At 71.0% G+C, this 17,849-nt stretch carries 15 protein-coding genes; 14 read left to right on the top strand and 1 reads right to left on the bottom strand.

Features of this window, described 5'->3' with window-relative positions; translation table 11 throughout:
• Positions 1-9 precede the first annotated feature (9 nt).
• The 12 genes from OHT76_RS41725 to OHT76_RS41780 all read left to right on the top strand — a co-directional run bounded on the left by OHT76_RS41725 (position 10) and on the right by OHT76_RS41780 (position 15,467).
• Positions 10-1,224, top strand: coding sequence for a Gfo/Idh/MocA family protein (locus tag OHT76_RS41725; RefSeq protein WP_328876098.1), 1,215 nt, complete (start codon positions 10-12; stop codon positions 1,222-1,224).
• A gap of 31 nt (positions 1,225-1,255) precedes the next feature.
• On the top strand, positions 1,256-2,263 hold the full coding sequence (locus OHT76_RS41730) for a sugar phosphate isomerase/epimerase family protein (RefSeq protein WP_328876099.1): 1,008 nt from the start codon (positions 1,256-1,258) through the stop codon (positions 2,261-2,263).
• Positions 2,264-2,793: 530 nt separating this feature from the next.
• Positions 2,794-3,945, top strand: a complete 1,152-nt coding sequence (locus OHT76_RS41735; protein ID WP_328876100.1) for an inositol-3-phosphate synthase — start codon at positions 2,794-2,796, stop codon at positions 3,943-3,945.
• Positions 3,942-5,075 carry an SCO3242 family prenyltransferase gene (locus tag OHT76_RS41740; protein ID WP_443049892.1) on the top strand — a complete coding sequence of 378 codons (1,134 nt, stop codon included), beginning with the start codon at positions 3,942-3,944 and terminating at the stop codon, positions 5,073-5,075. The genes OHT76_RS41735 and OHT76_RS41740 overlap by 4 nt, the downstream gene beginning before the upstream one ends.
• Positions 5,072-5,950, top strand: coding sequence for a sugar phosphate isomerase/epimerase family protein (locus OHT76_RS41745; protein ID WP_328876101.1), 879 nt, complete (start codon positions 5,072-5,074; stop codon positions 5,948-5,950). Before OHT76_RS41740 ends, OHT76_RS41745 begins: the two co-directional genes overlap by 4 nt.
• Positions 5,947-6,585 (top strand): EboA domain-containing protein, encoded by a 639-nt coding sequence (locus OHT76_RS41750; RefSeq protein ID WP_328876102.1) that lies wholly within the window; start codon positions 5,947-5,949, stop codon positions 6,583-6,585. The genes OHT76_RS41745 and OHT76_RS41750 overlap by 4 nt, the downstream gene beginning before the upstream one ends.
• Positions 6,585-7,433, top strand: a complete 849-nt coding sequence (locus OHT76_RS41755) for a TatD family hydrolase (protein ID WP_328876103.1) — start codon at positions 6,585-6,587, stop codon at positions 7,431-7,433. The genes OHT76_RS41750 and OHT76_RS41755 overlap by 1 nt, the downstream gene beginning before the upstream one ends.
• A gap of 3 nt (positions 7,434-7,436) precedes the next feature.
• Positions 7,437-8,606, top strand: a complete 1,170-nt coding sequence (gene eboE, locus OHT76_RS41760) for a metabolite traffic protein EboE (protein WP_328876104.1) — start codon at positions 7,437-7,439, stop codon at positions 8,604-8,606.
• Complete coding sequence (locus tag OHT76_RS41765; protein ID WP_328876105.1) at positions 8,603-9,985, top strand: nucleotide pyrophosphatase/phosphodiesterase family protein; 1,383 nt, start codon at positions 8,603-8,605, stop codon at positions 9,983-9,985. Before eboE ends, OHT76_RS41765 begins: the two co-directional genes overlap by 4 nt.
• A 52-nt stretch (positions 9,986-10,037) precedes the next feature.
• Positions 10,038-11,201: a sugar phosphate isomerase/epimerase family protein gene (locus OHT76_RS41770; RefSeq protein ID WP_328876106.1), complete on the top strand. Its 1,164-nt coding sequence runs from the start codon at positions 10,038-10,040 to the stop codon at positions 11,199-11,201.
• A gap of 266 nt (positions 11,202-11,467) precedes the next feature.
• Positions 11,468-13,588 (top strand): PQQ-dependent sugar dehydrogenase, encoded by a 2,121-nt coding sequence (locus OHT76_RS41775; protein ID WP_328876107.1) that lies wholly within the window; start codon positions 11,468-11,470, stop codon positions 13,586-13,588.
• Between the two features lie 286 nt (positions 13,589-13,874).
• On the top strand, positions 13,875-15,467 hold the full coding sequence (locus tag OHT76_RS41780) for an amino acid permease (RefSeq protein WP_328876108.1): 1,593 nt from the start codon (positions 13,875-13,877) through the stop codon (positions 15,465-15,467).
• 43 nt (positions 15,468-15,510) lie between these two features.
• Here OHT76_RS41780 and OHT76_RS41785 read toward each other — a convergent pair whose 3' ends face one another.
• Positions 15,511-16,197, bottom strand: a complete 687-nt coding sequence (locus OHT76_RS41785; protein WP_328876109.1) for a TetR/AcrR family transcriptional regulator — start codon at positions 16,195-16,197, stop codon at positions 15,511-15,513.
• 170 nt (positions 16,198-16,367) lie between these two features.
• Here OHT76_RS41785 and OHT76_RS41790 point away from each other — a divergent pair, with 170 nt between their 5' ends.
• The gene (locus OHT76_RS41790; protein WP_328876110.1) at positions 16,368-17,210 is read left to right on the top strand and encodes an urea amidolyase associated protein UAAP1; all 843 of its coding nucleotides are present in this window, start codon (positions 16,368-16,370) and stop codon (positions 17,208-17,210) included.
• Entirely contained in the window at positions 17,207-17,848 is a 642-nt protein-coding gene (locus tag OHT76_RS41795) for an urea amidolyase associated protein UAAP2 (RefSeq protein WP_328876111.1), read from the top strand. Before OHT76_RS41790 ends, OHT76_RS41795 begins: the two co-directional genes overlap by 4 nt.
• Position 17,849 lies beyond the last annotated feature (1 nt).

Here is a 17,849-nt window from a genome sequence, read left to right on the forward strand (position 1 = left end):
GGAATCCGGATGGAACACAGGGGCAGTCGGACCGCACCGCCGACACTCGGCGTGGGCATGGTCGGCTACGCGTTCATGGGCGCCGCACACTCACAAGGGTGGCGCACCGTAGGGCACGTGTTCGACCTGCCGCTGCGGCCGGTCCTGGCCGCGATCGCCGGCCGCGACGCGCACGCCGTGCGGGCGGCGGCCGACAAGCACGGCTGGGCCGCGGCGGAGACCGACTGGCGCGCCCTCGTGGCCCGCGACGACGTACAGCTCGTCGACATCTGCACTCCGGGTGACAGCCATGCGGAGATCGCGATCGCGGCGCTGGAGGCGGGCAAGCACGTGCTGTGCGAGAAGCCCCTGGCCAATTCGGTCGCCGAGGCGGAGGCCATGGCCACGGCCGCCGAGGCGGCCCGCGAGCGCGGACAGTTGGCCATGGTGGGCTTCAACTACCGGCGTGTGCCTGCCCTCACGTACGCCCGTCGGCTCATCGCCGACGGCAGGCTCGGCGCGCTGCGGCATGTGCGGGTGACGTACCTTCAGGACTGGCTGGTCGACCCCGACTTCCCTCTGACGTGGCGGCTGCAGCGCGAACACGCGGGGTCAGGGGCGCTCGGCGACCTCGGTGCGCATATCGTCGACCTCGCCCAGTACCTGGCAGGTGAGGAACTGGTCGGGGTCTCCGCCCAGATGGAGACCTTCGTCAAGGAACGCCCCCGCCTCGACGGCGCCTCCGCCGGCCTGACCGCATCCGGCTCCACCCGGCGCGGGCCGGTCACGGTCGACGACGCGGCGGTCTTCACCGGCCGGCTCGCCTCGGGCGCGCTCGCCACGTTCGAGGCGACCCGGATGGCGTCGGGGCGCAAGAACGCCCTGCGGCTGGAAGTGAACGGCGAGTCCGGTTCGCTCGCCTTCGACCTGGAACGGCTCAACGAGCTGTCCTTCCACGACCACCGGGAGCCCGCCGCCACGGCGGGGTTCCGCAGGATCGTCGTCACCGAGCCCGAGCATCCGTATCTGGAGGGCTGGTGGCCGCCGGGTCACGCGCTCGGCTATGAGCACACCTTCGTCCACCAGGCCCGCGATCTGGTCGAGGCCATCGCGTCCGGCACCGACCCGATGCCGTCGTTCGCCGACGGTCTGCAGGTGCAGCGGGTGCTCGCCGCGGTGGAGGACAGCGCGCAGAAGAACTCCGTCTACACCCCTGTCCAGGCAGTCCAGGCCGAGGTCCGGTAGAGATCCGGCAGAAACACCGTTGGGAGCCGCCATGCCACGCCCGTTCACCCTGTTCACCGGTCAGTGGGCCGACCTGCCCTTGGAGGAGGTCTGCCGTCTGGCCCGTGACTTCGGCTACGACGGCCTTGAACTCGCCTGCTGGGGCGATCACTTCGAGGTCGACAAGGCGCTCGCCGATCCGTCGTATCTCGACTCGCGGCATCAGCTGCTGGAGAAGTACGGCCTCAAGTGCTGGGCGATCTCGAACCATCTGGTCGGCCAGGCGGTCTGCGACGCCATCATCGACGAACGCCACCAGGCCATCCTGCCCGGCGCGGTGTGGGGCGACGGCGACGGCGAGGGGGTACGGCAGCGGGCGGCGGACCGGATGAAGGACACGGCGCGTGCCGCGGCCGCGTTCGGCGTGGACACCGTCATCGGCTTCACCGGTTCCGCCATCTGGCATCTGGTCGCGATGTTCCCGCCCGCCCCCGAGTCGATGATCGAACGCGGCTACGACGACTTCGCGACCCGCTGGAACCCGATCCTCGACGTCTTCGACGCCGAGGGCGTGCGCTTCGCCCATGAGGTCCATCCCAGCGAGATCGCCTACGACTACTGGACAACGCAGCGCGCGCTGGAGGCGGTTGACCACCGTCCGGCCTTCGGTCTGAACTTCGACCCCTCGCACTTCGTGTGGCAGGACCTCGACCCGGTGGGCTTCCTCTACGACTTCCGGGACCGGATCTACCACGTCGACTGCAAGGAGGCCCGCAAGCGCCTCGACGGCCGTAACGGCCGGCTCGGCTCCCATCTGCCCTGGGGTGACCCGCGGCGCGGCTGGGACTTCGTGTCCGCCGGCCACGGTGACGTCCCGTGGGAGGACGTCTTCCGGATGCTGCGCTCCATCGACTACCAGGGCCCGATCTCCGTGGAGTGGGAGGACGCCGGCATGGACCGCCTCCAAGGCGCTCCGGAGGCGCTGGCCCGCCTGAAGGCGTACGACTTCGAACCGCCGTCGGTCTCCTTCGACGCCGCCTTCGGAGGTGGCGACAACTGATCGCTCCACGGGGAGCCGCGTGGTGAAGCAGCCCCAAGTCCCCTTGGGGCGCCGCCGAACCGCAGTTCTTGCCCCGACCTGAGCAGAGCCCGTCCAGGTCAGTGCCCGGCGGTGGGACAGCCGCCGGGCAGGTCCGGGCTGCCCGGACACACCTTTGTCCTGGGTCGGGAAAAAGTTCGTTCCATTCGTTGCGCGAGGGCTATCGGTCGAGGACGAACAGGGCTACGGTCCCTCTCGTGTACAGGCGCCACACAGGGGTTTGAGACTGACGGCACATTCCGGCCGTACGGCTCACCGCTCGTTCGACCGGCCTACGGAGGACATCCGCGCACCGCGCAGGGCCAACAGCCCTCAGGCATCCCGCATTTCGCTTCACCGCCACTCTCACGCCGTCACCGCCAACCACGCGCCAGCCCCTCCTGGGCCGCGGCCGAAACCGTCCCTATGCCGACGGTGGACGGGAGGCCCCCGAGCCCCCGCCCACCGTCCTCCAACCACATCGGATCATCGACATGGCAGGAAGGCAGCCCGTGAACAATGACGGGAACGCATCAAAGCCGCAGTCCGGCGGGCCGACCGTACGCACCGGTGTCTGGTTCGTCGGAGCCCGCGGATCGGTGGCCACCACTGCCGTCGCCGGGTGCGCGGCGGTCACCGCCGGACTGCATCCGCCGACCGGCATGGTCACGGAGACTGCACCGTTCGACGGCACCGGCCTGCCCCGCCTGTCCTCCCTCGTGTTCGGCGGCCACGACACGGCCGACTGCCCGCTGCCCAAGCGGGCCGAACACCTCACCGGCGCCGGCGTCCTGCCGCACGGGCTCGCCTCCGCCGTGTACGCCGAACTCCAGGCCGCCGACGAGGAGATACGGTCCGGCGGCCCGCTCCCGGGAGACACACGCGGCGACGAGGAACTCATTGCGGACTTCGCCGCCGACCTCACGTCGTTCCGCCGGCGCAACGCCCTGGCACGGGTGGTCGTCGTCAACGTCTCCTCCACCGAGCCGCTGCCCGCACCCGACGCCGTACGGCTGCCGCCCAGTTCCCTGTACGCGGCCGCGGCCCTGCGAGCCGGCTGTTCCTACGTCAACTTCACGCCGTCCACGGGGCTGCGCACCCCGGCCCTCACGGAGGCCGCGGCGGCCGGCGGGCTTCCCCACGCGGGCCGTGACGGCAAGACCGGCCAGACGCTGCTGCGGGCTGTGCTCGCCCCGATGTTCGTCCAGCGCGCCCTGGAGGTACGGGCCTGGTCCGGCACCAACCTGCTGGGCGGCGGCGACGGGGCGGCGCTGGCCGACCCGGGAGCGGCCGCGGCGAAGAACGCCGGCAAGGAGCGCGTTCTGGCCGACACCCTCGGCCACACGCCTCAGGGCGAGGTGCACATCGACGACGTACCGGCGCTCGGCGACTGGAAGACCGCCTGGGACCACATCGCCTTCGACGGCTTCCTCGGCTCGCGGATGATCCTCCAGACCATCTGGCAGGGCTGCGACTCGGCCCTGGCCGCACCGCTCGTGCTGGACCTGGCCCGCCTTGTCGCCCGCGCCCACGAGGTGGGCCTGTCCGGACCGCTGACGGAGCTCGGCTTCTACTTCAAGGACCCGGACGCCGGTCCGTCGGGGCTCTCGGAGCAGTTCACCGCGCTGCTGTCGTTCGCCGACCGCCTGCGGGAGGCGAAGTGATCCGCTCCCTCCTGTCCCGCCTCGCTCCACCCGCACCGGTGCGTGCCCCGCAGCCTGCCCGACGTGGGAACGGCCAGGGCCACGCGGGCGCCGCACCGGGGCGCGGGCGGCGGGCGCGGCTGCGGGACTGGGCCGAACTGCTGCGCGTCTCGGCGCTGTTCACCGTGCCCGGTGATGCCCTCGCCGGTGCCGCGGCCGCCGGGCTGCGGCCCAACCGGGGCACGGCGTACGCCGTGGGCGCCTCGCTCTGCCTCTACGAGGCGGGCATGGCGCTCAACGACTGGGCCGACCGCGACGAGGACGCCGTCGACCGCCCCCATCGTCCCCTTCCTTCCGGCCGTATCTCCCCGACTGCGGCGCTGGGTGCGGCCGGACTGCTGACCGCGGCCGGCCTGACCTTCGCCGCCCGCGCCGGCCGCCCCGCACTCGCGGTGGCGTCGGCACTGACCGCCACGGTCTGGGCGTACGACCTGAGGTTGAAGCACACCCCCGCGGCCCCGGCGGCGATGGCGGCGACACGCGCCCTGGACCTCCTGCTCGGCGCCGCGGCGACCAAGTCGGCGCCCACCGCGAGGCCGTCGGGCCGAACAGCCGCCGATACGGCACCGTCCGCGCCCGCCCGCGGCCCGGCGCTTTCCGGCCGGGACGCCCGCACGCCACGAGGCGCAGCCGCCGCCCGGAGAGGGCGCATACAGCCCCCGACGCCTGGGGGATCCCCCGTCACACTGCGCACCGCGGCCCCCGCCGCCGCTGTGCTGGCCGCCCACACCTACGCCGTCACCGCCGTCTCGCGGCACGAGGCGCACGGCGGTTCGACCCTCACCCCGCTGGCCGCGCTCGGTGCGACGACCGCGCTCGGCCTGCTGCTGGCACGAACGCGCGCGAGGGCAGGGAACGTCCCGGCGCTGTCGGCCGCCGCGTACGTCCGTACCGCCGCCGTGCCCTGTCTGCACGCCGCCCTCAACCCGTCTGCGCCCCTCACACAGCGCGCCGTCGGCGGTGGGATCCGCGCCATGATCCCGCTCCAGGCCGCGCTCGCCGCCCGGTCCGGGTCGGCCGGCACCGCTCTGACGGTGCTGGGGCTCGTCCCCCTGGCCCGCGCGCTCGCACGGAAGGTGAGCCCCACGTGAATCGCCGACAGGGACTCCGCCTCGGTTACGGCACCAATGGCCTCACCGACCTCCGACTCGACGACGCCCTCGGACTGCTCGCCGACCTGGGCTACGACGGCGTCGGACTCACCCTCGACCACATGCACCTCGACCCGCTCGCCCCCGATCTCCCCGCCCGCACCGCCCATGTCGCCCGCAGGCTCGGCCAACTCAGTCTCACCGCAACCGTCGAGACCGGCGCCCGTTACGTGCTCGACCCGCACCGCAAGCACGGTCCGTCGCTGCTCGACCCGGACCCCGAGGGGCGTGCCGCCCGCACCCGCCTGCTGATCACGGCGGTCAGGGTCGCGGCGGACCTCGGAGCGCACGCCGTGCACTGCTTCAGTGGCATCACGCCGCCCGGCACCGACGAAGACACCGCCTGGCAGCGCCTTCAGGAGACGCTCGAACCCGTAGTCGACGCCGCGGCCGTCGCCGGCGTACCGATCGCGATCGAACCCGAACCGGGACACCTCCTCGCCACCCTCGCCGACTTCCATCACCTGCGCACCTTGCTCGGCAGCCCTTCCTCTCTCGGCCTGACCCTCGATATCGGCCACTGCCAGTGCCTGGAGCCGGACCCGCCCGCCGAGTGCGTCCGTGCGGCCGCGCCCTGGCTGCGGCACGTGCAGATCGAGGACATGCGTCGGGGGGTGCACGAGCATCTGCCGTTCGGCGACGGCGAGATCGACTTCCCGCCCGTCCTGGACGCCCTCGCCGCCACCGGCTACCAGGGCCTCACCGTCGTCGAGCTGCCCCGTCACTCCCACGCCGGGCCGGAACTGGCCCGATCCTCCATCGAGTTCCTCCGGACCCTGGCAGCCACCACCACGAAGGGAGCGTCGGCGGCATGACGCAACCCCCTGCCCGGACCCGCGACCACGTCACGGCGGCGCTGCCCGACGACACGGCGCGCGCCTGGTTCGACGAAGCGCTGGCCGACGCAGCCCACGCGGCGAAGGCACCCCCGACGGCCCCCACCTCGTACATCGCCCACACCTGGGAGCTGCGGTTCGCCGCTGCCGGGCGGCACTGCGGCCACGACAACGCCGACGCCGTCCGTACGCTGCTGCTGGTCGAGGCCCGGGCGGGACTCGACACCCTGACCCGGCTCTACCAGCACGGCAGCGGCGCCGAACGCCGCGCCGTACTCCAGGTGCTCCCGGATCTGGTCGAAGGACCGCACGCCCTGCACCTCGTCGAGGATGCCCTGCGCACCAACGACACCAGGCTCGTCCGCGCCGCCGTCGGCCCCTACGCCGCCGCCCACCTCGACCCGCACGCCTGGCGTCACGCCGTCCTGAAGTGCCTGTTCACCGGCGTCCCCCTCGACGCGGTCGCGCGCTTGGCGCAGCGGGCGGCCGGCGACGGCGAACTGGCCCGCATGCTCACCGACTACGCCGCCGAGCGCACCGCCGCCGGCCGCGACGTACCCGACGATCTCGGTCGCGTGCTGACCCTGACGGGCGAAGAGCCCAAGGAGCCTTGATGCGTATCTTCGACCCGCACATCCACATGACCTCCCGCACCACCGACGACTACGAGGCGATGCATGCCGCCGGTGTGCGCGCCGTCGTCGAACCGTCCTTCTGGCTCGGCCAGCCCCGCACCTCGCCGGCCGGCTTCTTCGACTACTTCGACGCCCTCCTCGGCTGGGAACCCTTCCGCGCCGCCCAGTACGGCATCGCCCACCACTGCACGCTCGCCCTTAACCCCAAAGAGGCCAACGACCCCCGCTGCACGCCCGTCCTGGACGCGCTGCCCCGCTACCTCGTCAAGGACGGCGTCGTCGCCGTCGGTGAGATCGGCTACGACTCCATGACCCCGGCCGAGGACACCGCGCTGGCCGCCCAGCTTCAGCTCGCCGCCGACCACGGCCTGCCCGCCCTCGTCCACACCCCCCACCGCGACAAGCTCACCGGCCTGCACCGCACCGTCGACGTCGTGCGCGAGTCGAACCTGCCCATGGAACGGGTGCTGCTCGACCACCTCAACGAGACGACCGTCCAACACGCCAAGGACAGCGGCTGCTGGCTCGGCTTCTCGGTCTACCCGGACACCAAGATGGACGAGGACCGCATGGTCGAGATCCTCAGGACGTACGGAACGGAGAAAGTCCTCGTCAACTCGGCCGCCGACTGGGGAAAGAGCGACCCGCTCAAGACCCGCAAGGTCGCCGACGCCATGCTCGCGGCCGGCTTCGGCGAGGACGACGTCGACCAGGTGCTGTGGCGCAACCCGGTCGCCTTCTACGGACTCAGCGGCCGCCTGCGCCTCGACGTCCCCCAGGCGGAGGGCCTGCACGAGGGCAACTCCATCCTGCGCGGCGGGGAGTGAGTCATGCGCTTCCGGCACCCCGACGGGTCCACCGTCCACCTCGCCTACTGCACCAACGTCCACCCCGCGGAAACCCTCGACGGTGTCCTCGCCCAACTGCGCGACCACTGCGAGCCGGTCCGCAGATGCCTGGGACGCGACCGCCTCGGCATCGGCCTGTGGCTCGCCAAGGACGCCGCACGCGCGCTGATCACCGACCCGGTGGCACTGCGGGAACTGCGGACCGAGCTGGACCGGCGCGGCCTCGAAGTCGTCACGCTGAACGGCTTCCCCTACGAGGGGTTCGGCGCCCAGGAGGTCAAGTACCGCGTTTACCGGCCCGACTGGGCCGACGCCGAACGCCTCGCGCACACCACCGACCTGGCCCGGCTCCTGACGGCGCTCCTTCCGGACGACGTCACCGAGGGAACGATCTCTACCCTTCCGCTCGCCTGGCGCACCGACTTCGACGAGCGCGCCGCCGCCACCGCAGGCGCCGCGCTGACCACCCTGGCGGAGCGGCTGGACGCGCTGGAGGAGCTGACCGGCAAGTCGATCCGCATCGCCCTCGAACCGGAGCCCGGCTGCACGGTGGAGACGACCGCGGACGCGATCGGACCGCTCACCGCGCTGCCGGGCGACCGTATCGGCGTGTGCGTGGACACGTGCCACCTGGCCACCTCCTTCGAGGACCCGGCAACGGCGCTGGCCGCGCTCGACGCGGCCGGTATCGGCATCCCCAAGGCGCAGCTGTCGGCAGCACTGCACGCCGAGCACCCTCACCTCCCCGAAGTCCGCGAGGCGCTCGCCGCCTTCGACGAACCGCGCTTCCTGCATCAGACCCGCACCCGAACCGCCGCCGGCCTACGCGGCACCGACGACCTCGGCGAGGCCCTCGGCGGCCAGGCGCTCCCCGACGCGGCGCCCTGGCGCGCCCACTTCCACGTCCCCCTGCACGCCCCGCCCACCCCACCGCTCACCTCCACCCTGCACGTGCTGAAGGAGGCCCTGAACCTGCTGGTGGGAGGCGGGGAGCCGCGCACCCGTCATCTCGAGGTCGAGACCTACACCTGGCAGGCGCTCCCGCCCGAGCTGCGCCCCCGCACGAGGACCCAGCTCGTCGACGGCCTCGCCGCCGAACTGACCCTCGCCCGCGACCTGTTGACGGACCTCGGCCTGAAGGAGCTGCCATGAGCATTCGCCCCACGGCGCTGCTGGTCCTCGACGTGGTCGGCCTCACCCCCCGTCTCCTCGACCACATGCCCCGCCTGAAGGCGCTCGCGGCCTCGGGCTCGCAGGCGAGCCTGTCCACCGTGCTGCCCGCCGTCACCTGCGCCGCCCAGTCCACCTTCCTCACCGGCGCGCTCCCGGCCGAGCACGGCATCGTCGGCAACGGCTGGTACTTCCGCGAACTCGGCGACGTACTCCTGTGGCGCCAGCACAACGGCCTGGTCGCCGGCGACAAACTCTGGGACGCCGCCCGCCGCGCCCACCCCGGCTACACCGTCGCCAATATCTGCTGGTGGTACGCCATGGGCGCCGACACCGACATCACCGTCACCCCCCGTCCGATCTACTACGCCGACGGCCGCAAGGAACCCGACTGCTACACGCGGCCGGCGGCCCTGCACGATGAACTGACGGAGAAGTTCGGCACGTTCCCGCTCTTCCACTTCTGGGGGCCGGGCGCGGACATCGTCTCCAGCCGCTGGATCGCCGAGGCGACCCGCCACATCATGCGCACCCGCCGGCCCGACCTGGCCCTGTGCTATCTCCCACACCTCGACTACGACCTGCAGCGCTACGGCCCCGACGATCCCCGCTCCCACCGAGCTGCCGCCGAACTCGACGCCGTCATCGGCCCGCTGCTCGACGACGCCCGCGCGGAAGGCCGTACCGTCGTCGCCCTGTCCGAGTACGGCATCACCCGCGTCAGCCGCCCCGTCGACATCAACCGCGCCCTGCGCCGGGCCGGACTCCTCGAAGTCCACACCCAGGACGGCATGGAGTACCTGGACCCGATGGCGTCCCGTGCCTTCGCCGTCGCCGACCACCAGGTCGCGCATGTCTACGTGCGTCGGCCCGAGGACCTGGAAGCCACCCGCGCGGCGCTGGAGGACCTTCCGGGCATCGACGCGATCCTCGACGACGAGGGCAAGAAGGCCAACGGGCTCGATCACCCGCGCTCCGGGGAGCTGGTCGCGGTCGCCGCACCGGACGCCTGGTTCACGTACTACTACTGGCTCGACGACGACCGCGCCCCCGACTTCGCGCGACTGGTCGAGATCCACCGCAAACCCGGCTACGACCCGGTCGAACTGTTCATGGATCCCGAAGATCCTTACGTGCGGCTCAAGGCGGCCAAGGCGGTGGCCCGCAAGAAGCTCGGCATGCGCTACCGCATGGCGTTCGTGCCCCTTGACCCCTCTCCTGTTCGCGGCAGCCACGGCCGCCTCCCCACGAGCGACGAAGAAGGTCCGCTCGTCCTGGTTTCCACCCCCCGCGCAGTGTCCGGCCGCGTAGCGGCCACCGATGTGAAGTCCCTGCTGCTGCGGCTCGCCGGCCTCTCCTGAGACGGCTGCCGTCAGGCACCGCAGCACCGTGACAACGAAAGCGAGAAACACTGTGACCGCGTTCAACGACGAAGCCGTCACCGGCGACGCCCTGCGCCGCACGCTCGGCATCAGCCGCCGCCGTTTCCTCAGCACCTGCACGGCCGCCACGGCCGTGGCGATCGCCGCACCGGTGGTCGGCGCCGCACCCGCGCTGGCGCAGGACGGCGCGGAAGCCGCCGTCGAGGACCGGGGCAGATCCGCTCTGGTCCCGCCGCACAAGCGCGGCATCATCCTCTACACCGTCCGCGATGCGATCGGCCGCGACCCGCTGGCCTCGAACCTGCCCTCCGGCTTCCGCGAGGTGTTCCAGCAGCTGTCGCGCTTCGGCTACCGCCAGGTGGAGTTCGCCGGCTACGGCCAGCACGCCAACGCGGCCGGCGGCGCGAACCTGGGCACCGTCGAGGGCGCGAAGCTGATGCGCTCCTGGCTCGACGAGTACGGCCTGCGGGCGCAGGGCAGCCACGGCTTCATCCCGCCGTCCTGGCCGCTGACCCAGGCCGACCTGGACACCTTCAAGCGGTTCCTGGAGATTGCCAACATCCTCGGCATGGACCACATGGGCACCGGTGGCGACCCCACCGGCACCCCTTACCGGGCCGACTGGGACGTCGCCGCGGAGAAGTGGAACACCATGGGCGCCATCGCCCGGAGCGAGGGCGTGAAGCTCTACACCCACAACCACGACAGCGCCTACGACTTCCTGCTCGACGGCGGTCCGCTCGACGCCCAGGGCCGGCCGACCCGCAGCTCCGGCATCCGGAAGCTGGAGTACTTCCTGGAGGTGACGGACCGCAAGAGCGTCTATCTGGAGCTGGACGTCTTCTGGGCGCACGTGGCCCAGTACAAGTTCCACACGTTCACCGCTCACGACGGCTCGCAGCAGGAGCAGGTCTTCGATCCGGCCGCTCTCGTGGTCCGCAACACCAACCGCTTCCCCCTCTTCCACGCGAAGGACGGCGTGGTCAACCCCCAAAGCGGCCTGGGTTACGACATGGTGCCGTTCGGCACGGGTGACATCGACTACCGGAAGTTCTTCACCCGGGTGGGCGCGAAGAACTACCACAACCCGATGGTCGAGCAGGACAACGCGCCGAGCGCGAGCACCCCCGGTCAGTCGCTGGAGTTCGCCCGGGTCGGCTACGACAACCTCGCGGCTCTGCGCGCCTGCCACTGACGGAGCATCACCCGCAGAACCTGCCCGGCGCCTTGGCGCCGGGCGGGCCCCGGGCGTGCCCAAAACGCCCTGAACACCCCGAAATCGCCGGGACAATCTTTCCCTGAGGAAGTTGAAACTTTGTCCTTGACGAGTTGAAAGTGGGCGCTCTAGCGTCCAACTGCCTCACTTCGTACGGGTTTTCACCCGATGTCACTCTGCAGCGGCCAGCCGGGGCCACGCCCTGGGCTTTTGCTGCCGCCGGCCAGAAAACAGAGGAGTTCTGAGTGCGCAACAGACGGATCGTCACCCTGGTGGGGGCGGCTGCGTTGGCCGGAGCCGTCGGCCTCCTGCCTCTCTCTCCAGCACAAGCCGCCAAATCGGATTCCGCACCGCCGGCCCCGTCGGATTTCCAGAAGGTCACCCTCAACGACCGCCCGGGCGAGCCCATGGCCCTCGCCGTCCTGCCCGACCGGCGCGTACTGCACACGGCACGCACCGGGGAGGTCCGGATCCACGACCCCAAGAGCGGCGTGAACTTCCTCGCCGCCGACCTGAAGAAGAGCCCTGCCGGGCTCTATCAGCACGATGAAGAAGGCGTGCAGGGTATCGCCGTCGACCCCGGCTTCGCCAAGAACCGCTGGGTCTACCTCTATTACTCGCCCCGCCTCGACACCCCCATGGACGACCCGGCCACCGCGGGCGTCAACGAAGGGGACGCACCGCAGTTCGGCACGGCCGCGGACTTCGCCAAGTACGAGGGCGTCACGCGCCTTTCGCGGTTCAAGCTCGTGGGCAACAAGCTCGACTTCGGCACCGAACAGAAGATCCTCGATGTCCCGGCCGACCGGGGCATCTGCTGCCACGTCGGCGGCAAGATCGACTTCGATCACAAGGGCAACCTGTTCCTGTCGACCGGCGACGACTCCAACCCGTTCGCCTCGGACGGCTACGCCCCGCTCGACGACCGCCCCGACCGCAACCCGGTCTACGACGCGCGACGCACCTCGGGCAACACCAACGACCTGCGCGGCAAGGTCCTGCGCATCAAGGTCAAGCGCGGCGGCGGCTATGCGATACCCGACGGCAACCTCTTCGCGCCGGGCACCGCGAAGACCCGCCCCGAGATCTACGCCATGGGTCTGCGCAACCCGTTCCGCTTCGGGGTGGACGACAAGACCGGCGAGGTCTATGTCGGCGACTACTCGCCCGACGCCCGCAACGCCAACGCCAACCGAGGCCCCGGCGGCCAGGGCCGCTGGATGGTCATCGACCGCCCCGCCAACTACGGCTGGCCGTTCTGCGTGACCCAGGACATGCCGTACCAGGACTACGACTTCGCCACCCAGAAGTCGAGCGGCGCGTTCAACTGTGCGAAGCCGGTCAACGACTCGCGTCACAACACCGGCCTGAGCGAGCTGCCGCCGGTCGAGGACGCGGAGATGGTCTACGGCTATGGGGCCTCCGAGGAGTTCCCCGAGCTCGGCACGGGCGGCATCGGCCCGATGGGCGGCCCGGCGTACCGCTACGACAAGTGGAACACGGCCGAGAACCGCTGGCCCGCGTACTTCGACGGCAAGCCGCTCTTCTACGAGTGGACCCGCGACCAGATGAAGGCCATCACCCTCGGCAAGCAGAACGAGATCCAGAAGATCGAGGACGCGATCCCCTCGATCACGACGGACGGCCCGATCGACGCCGAGTTCGGCCCGGACGGCGCGCTGTATGTCCTTGAGTACGGCACCGGGTACTTTGCGGAGCTGCCCGAGGCCCAGCTCTCCCGCATCGACTTCACCCGGGGCAACCGCACGCCGGAGCCCAAGGCCGCCGCGGACGTGACCAACGGCACCAGCCCGCTGACGGTCCAGTTCTCCAGCGCCGGTACGAAGGACGCCGACGGTGACGCCCTCAGCTACGCCTGGGACTTCGATGCCGACGGCACCGTGGACTCCAGGGAGGCGAACCCGAAGCACACCTTCACCAAGAACGGCGTCTTCGACGCCACGTTGAAGGTCACCGACCGCACCGGGCGCTCGGCCTCCGTGTCTGTCCCCGTGGTGGTCGGCAACAAGGCGCCGGTCGTCTCGCTCACCACCGACCCGGCTCCGCACGGCGGTACGCCCTTCCACTGGGGTGACACGGTCACCTGGCAGGTCACCGTCACCGACGACCAGCCGGTGGACTGCTCCAAGGTCACCGTCTCATTCATCCTCGGCCACGACTCGCACGGCCATCCGCTCTCGTCGAGCAACGGCTGCTCCGGATCGTTCGAGACATTCGTGGACGGCGGTCACGCCGGCGCGGACGACCTGAAGGCGGTCTTCAACGCCACCTACAGGGACACGCCCCCGGACGGCCTGCCGTCGCTCTCGGGCAGCGCCGAGGTCGCACTGACACCGGCCGACTGACCCGCGGCAACATCACCGAGCCGAGGCACCCCGCTGCCGCGGCCCCCGCTGCGGGCCTCACGGTTCACTGACCGTGAGGCCCGCGAACGCGTGTCCGCTCGGCGTCCACTCGCCGCGTCGGGAAGCTCGCTGAGTTGCTCGGTGAGGCGGACGCGCGGCGCTGCGTGGGTGAGGAGGCACTAACGGCTCGGAGACGGCTGCGAAATGCGAGGGAAACGAGCTGTCCCTAATTTCTGTCACTCGATAGGAATTTCGCTGGAACTCGCCTCCGCGACAGGGGACCGCCATGACCGTGACCACCGATCCCACACCGCCGGCACCTCCCTCACCCGGCGACGCGGGTGACGGCTCGCTCGCCGAGTTCGGCTACCGCCAGGAGCTGCGGCGCCGGATGGGCCGCTACGCGTCCTTCGCCGCCGGATTCTCGTTCATCTCTGTGCTGACCACGGTCTTCCAGTTCTTCGCCCTCGGCTACTCCTTCGGCGGGCCCCTGTTCTTCTGGACCTGGCCCGCCGTTCTCGTCGGCCAGCTGCTCGTCGCCGCCTGCTTCGCTGAACTCGCGGCCCGGCTGCCCATCGCGGGGGCGATCTACCAGTGGGCGAGCCGGCTCGGCAGTCCGGCTTTCGGCTGGTACGCGGGCTGGATCATGGTGGTCGGCCGGGTCGTGGTCGTGGCCGCCGCCGCACTCGCGCTGCAGGTCGTCCTGCCCGCCATCTGGTCCGGCTTCCAGATCGTCGGCGGCGACCCGTCACCGACCACGACCAGCGGCGCCGCCAACGCCGCCCTGTTGGGACTGGTCCTGCTCGCGCTCACCACGCTGCTCAACGTCCTCGACAACCGGGCGCTGTCGGCCGTCAACACCGTCGGCGTCACCGCCGAGATCGTCGGCGTAGCCCTGATCGTCACGCTCCTTGCCACCCACGCGGAACGCGATCCCGGCATCACCCTGCACACCGGTGGCGAGGGCGGCCTGATCGCGGCACTGCTGGTGGGTTCGTTCACCGCCGCGTACGTCCTCATCGGCTTCGAGAGCGCGAGCGAGATGAGCGAGGAGACCGTCAACCCACGGCGCACCGCACCCCGCACGACACTCAGCGCGCTGACGACCTCCGGCCTGTGCGGCGGACTGCTGCTGCTCGGCGGACTGCTCGCCGCACCCAGCCTGACCGACGGGCGGCTGGCGACAGAGGGTCTGAGCTATGTGCTGACCAGCACTCTCGGCGACGGCCTCGGCAAGGTCCTGCTCGCCGACGTGGCCCTGGCCGTCTGCGCGGCGACCCTGGCGATCCAGACCTCGGCCACCCGCATGCTCTACTCCATGGCGCGTGACGGTGTCCTCCCGCAGTCGGCACGGCTGGCGAAGGTGCCGCGGCGGACCGGGATGCCTGGTACGGCCGCGGTGGTGGTCGGCGTCTGCGCCGGGCTGTTGCTTCTGCTCAACCTCGGCTCGCCGCAGGCGTTCCTGGCCATCGGCACCACGTGCATCGCGATGGTGTACCTGGCGTACGCGATGGTCACCGGCCCGATGCTGATCCGGCGGCTGAAGGGCCAGTGGCCGCCGGCGGACGGCGGCGATCGCGACGAGCTCGGCAAACCGCTGTTCTCTCTCGGCCGTTGGGGACTGCCCGTCAACGCGCTCGCGGTCGGCTACGGACTGTTCATGACGGTCAATCTCTCCTGGCCGCGTGGAGAGGTGTACGACCCGGAGGGCGGCCACTGGTACTTCCAGTGGTTCACCGTTCTGTTCGTCGGTACCACGGTCGCCACGGGTGCGGCGTATCGCTGGTACCGCAGCCGCAAGGACGCGGCGTCCACGCCGAAGGGCCCGGACAGCCAGGTCCCGGCCGGGCCCGTCCTGGACGAGGGCGTACGTAACTGACAGTCGAGGCCGTGCGTAACCAAAAGTCGAGCAGGACGCCGCGTCAGGCACCCGCCGCGAGGAGCTGCTGCCCCTCGCGGCGCAGCCGCGCCAGGGAGCGCTGCGGCACGCCCGCGACCCGTAGCGCCGCGTCGGCCGTTGCGGCCGCCAGGGCCTGCGGATCGTGGCCGGGGTCTGCGCGCCGGATGAGGATCACGCTCTCGGTGAGGCCGAAGAGAAGGTCCGTGCGCAGCGCCAGGTCCTCCGCGTCGAGCGCCGCCCCCGGCTCGGTGGCGGCCAGCAACTCGCCGTAGGCTGCCTTGAGTTCGACCCGGACCCGGTGGAAGACGGCGAAGCGCTCGGTCTGCACCTCGGGCAGGAGGTAGAGCGCCCCGAGGTTGTGCGGGCCGCCGCACAGCAGTGCCGCGTCGGAGTGGCACAGCGCCCACAGTCGTGCCTCCGGGGACGTCTGCGTACGGGACACCAGCTCGTGCGCCACCTCCAGCGAGGGGCGGACGGTCCCCTCCAGCAGGGCGGCGAGGATCGCCACCTTGCCGTCGAAGTAGTGGTACAGGGACGCCTGACGCAGACCGGCCTGCTCGGCGACTGCGCGGGTCGTGGTCGCGGTGTAGCCATGGGTCGTGAACAGCTGGGCCGCAGCGGCCAGGACCTCTTCGCGCGGCTCCAGCCCGCTGGCGGGGCGCTCCTGTGCGCGCGGACGGCCGACTCTTCTGCTGCTGCGGGTGTTCACGCAGTGATCCTCGCACAGGCCCGCGCGAGTCCTCCGGGGCGCGCGCGTCCCGTTCCTGCGGAGTGAGAGTTTGCGGTAACTGGCCCGAAACGCACGGGCAATGGCCTCGAATCCCCCGCGCACTAATTTCTGTCGCACGACAGAAATTAGGCCGAGTCGGAGGTTGAGCCGTGGCAGCAGCGTCAGTGACAGCGTCGGCGCACAGCGCCCGCGACCATGCCCGCGCCCAGGAGGGCACGAAGGTCGACACCATGCCCGTACTCCCCGCCCGCAACTGGCCGGCGCCTCCCGAGGGCATCGCCGCCGAGGACATCGTGTGGGCCGAGACCGTGGCAGGCGGCAACTACACCCACCAGGTCCTGGCCCGTGGCACCGAGCTGCGGCTGACCGACCTCACCGGCGACGCGTGCGCGCACCTCCTGCTGTTCAGCGCCGACCGCCCCTGGGAGCGGCTGAACGCTGCCGACACCGTCAAGGTGCTCTGGAGCGCCTACCTCGGCAAGGGGCACCTGCTCCTGTCCGACCAGGGCCGGATCCTCGCCTCCGTCATCGAGGACACCTCCGGCCGGCACGACTCCCTCACCGGCACCTCCACCCTCGCGCGCAACACCGAGCGCTACGGGGACGGAACCCCTCAGTCCGCCTCTCCGGCCGGGCGCGAGCTGTTCAAGCTCGCCGCCCTCAAGAACGGCCTCGCCCCGCGCGACCTCCCGCCGTCCCTCTCCTTCTTCCAGGGCGTGCGGATCGCCGAGGACGGCTCCACCGAGTTCACCGGCTCCGCGGGCCCCCGCAAGGCCGTCACACTGCGCGCCGAGCAGGACGTCACCGTCCTCATCGCCAACGTCCCGCACCCGCTGGACCCGCGCCCCGAGTACACCTGCACACACCTTGAGGTCCTCGCGTACCGGGCTGCGCCGACAGCCCCCGGTGACGCGCTGTGGGACGCCACACCCGAGGGCCGCCGCGTCTTCCTGAACACTGCCGGCCACCTCACCGCCCGGGGGATCGCATGACCACCACCGTTGCAGGCCGCGTCGTCTCCGACGACACCGTCCCCGCCCGCGCCGCCTGGTCCGCCATCGTCCGCAAGGGCCGACTGCTGACCATCACCGACCTGCACGGCAACCAGGCCGCGGACTTCCTCGTCTACGACGCGCACGACACCTCCGTGCGCTACAGCGCTCCCGACACCATCCACGCCCAGGGCAACATCTTCCTGACCACGGGCTCGGTGCTGCTGTCCAACGAGCACACGCCCCTGATGACCGTCGTCGAGGACACCTGCGGGCGGCACGACACCGTCGGCGGGGCCTGCTCCAAGGAGTCCAATACTCTCCGCTACGGCCACCACACCTGGTCGCAGCACGCCTGCGTGGAGAACTTCCTCGCCGAGGGCAGCAAGCACGGCCTCGGCAAGCGCGACCTGGTCTCCAACGTCAACTGGTTCATGAACGTGCCGGTCGAGAAGGACGGCACCCTCGGCATCGTCGACGGCATCTCGGCCCCGGGCCTGAAGGTCGTCCTGCGTGCCGAGACCGATGTCCTCGCGCTGCTGTCCAACTGCCCGCAGATCAACAACCCCTGCAACGGCTTCGACCCCACCGCCGTGCGGATGACGATCACCGAGCCGGACGAGAGCGACGAGGGCTGAG

Source organism: Streptomyces sp. NBC_00287, from assembly GCF_036173105.1.
Taxonomy (GTDB): domain Bacteria; phylum Actinomycetota; class Actinomycetes; order Streptomycetales; family Streptomycetaceae; genus Streptomyces.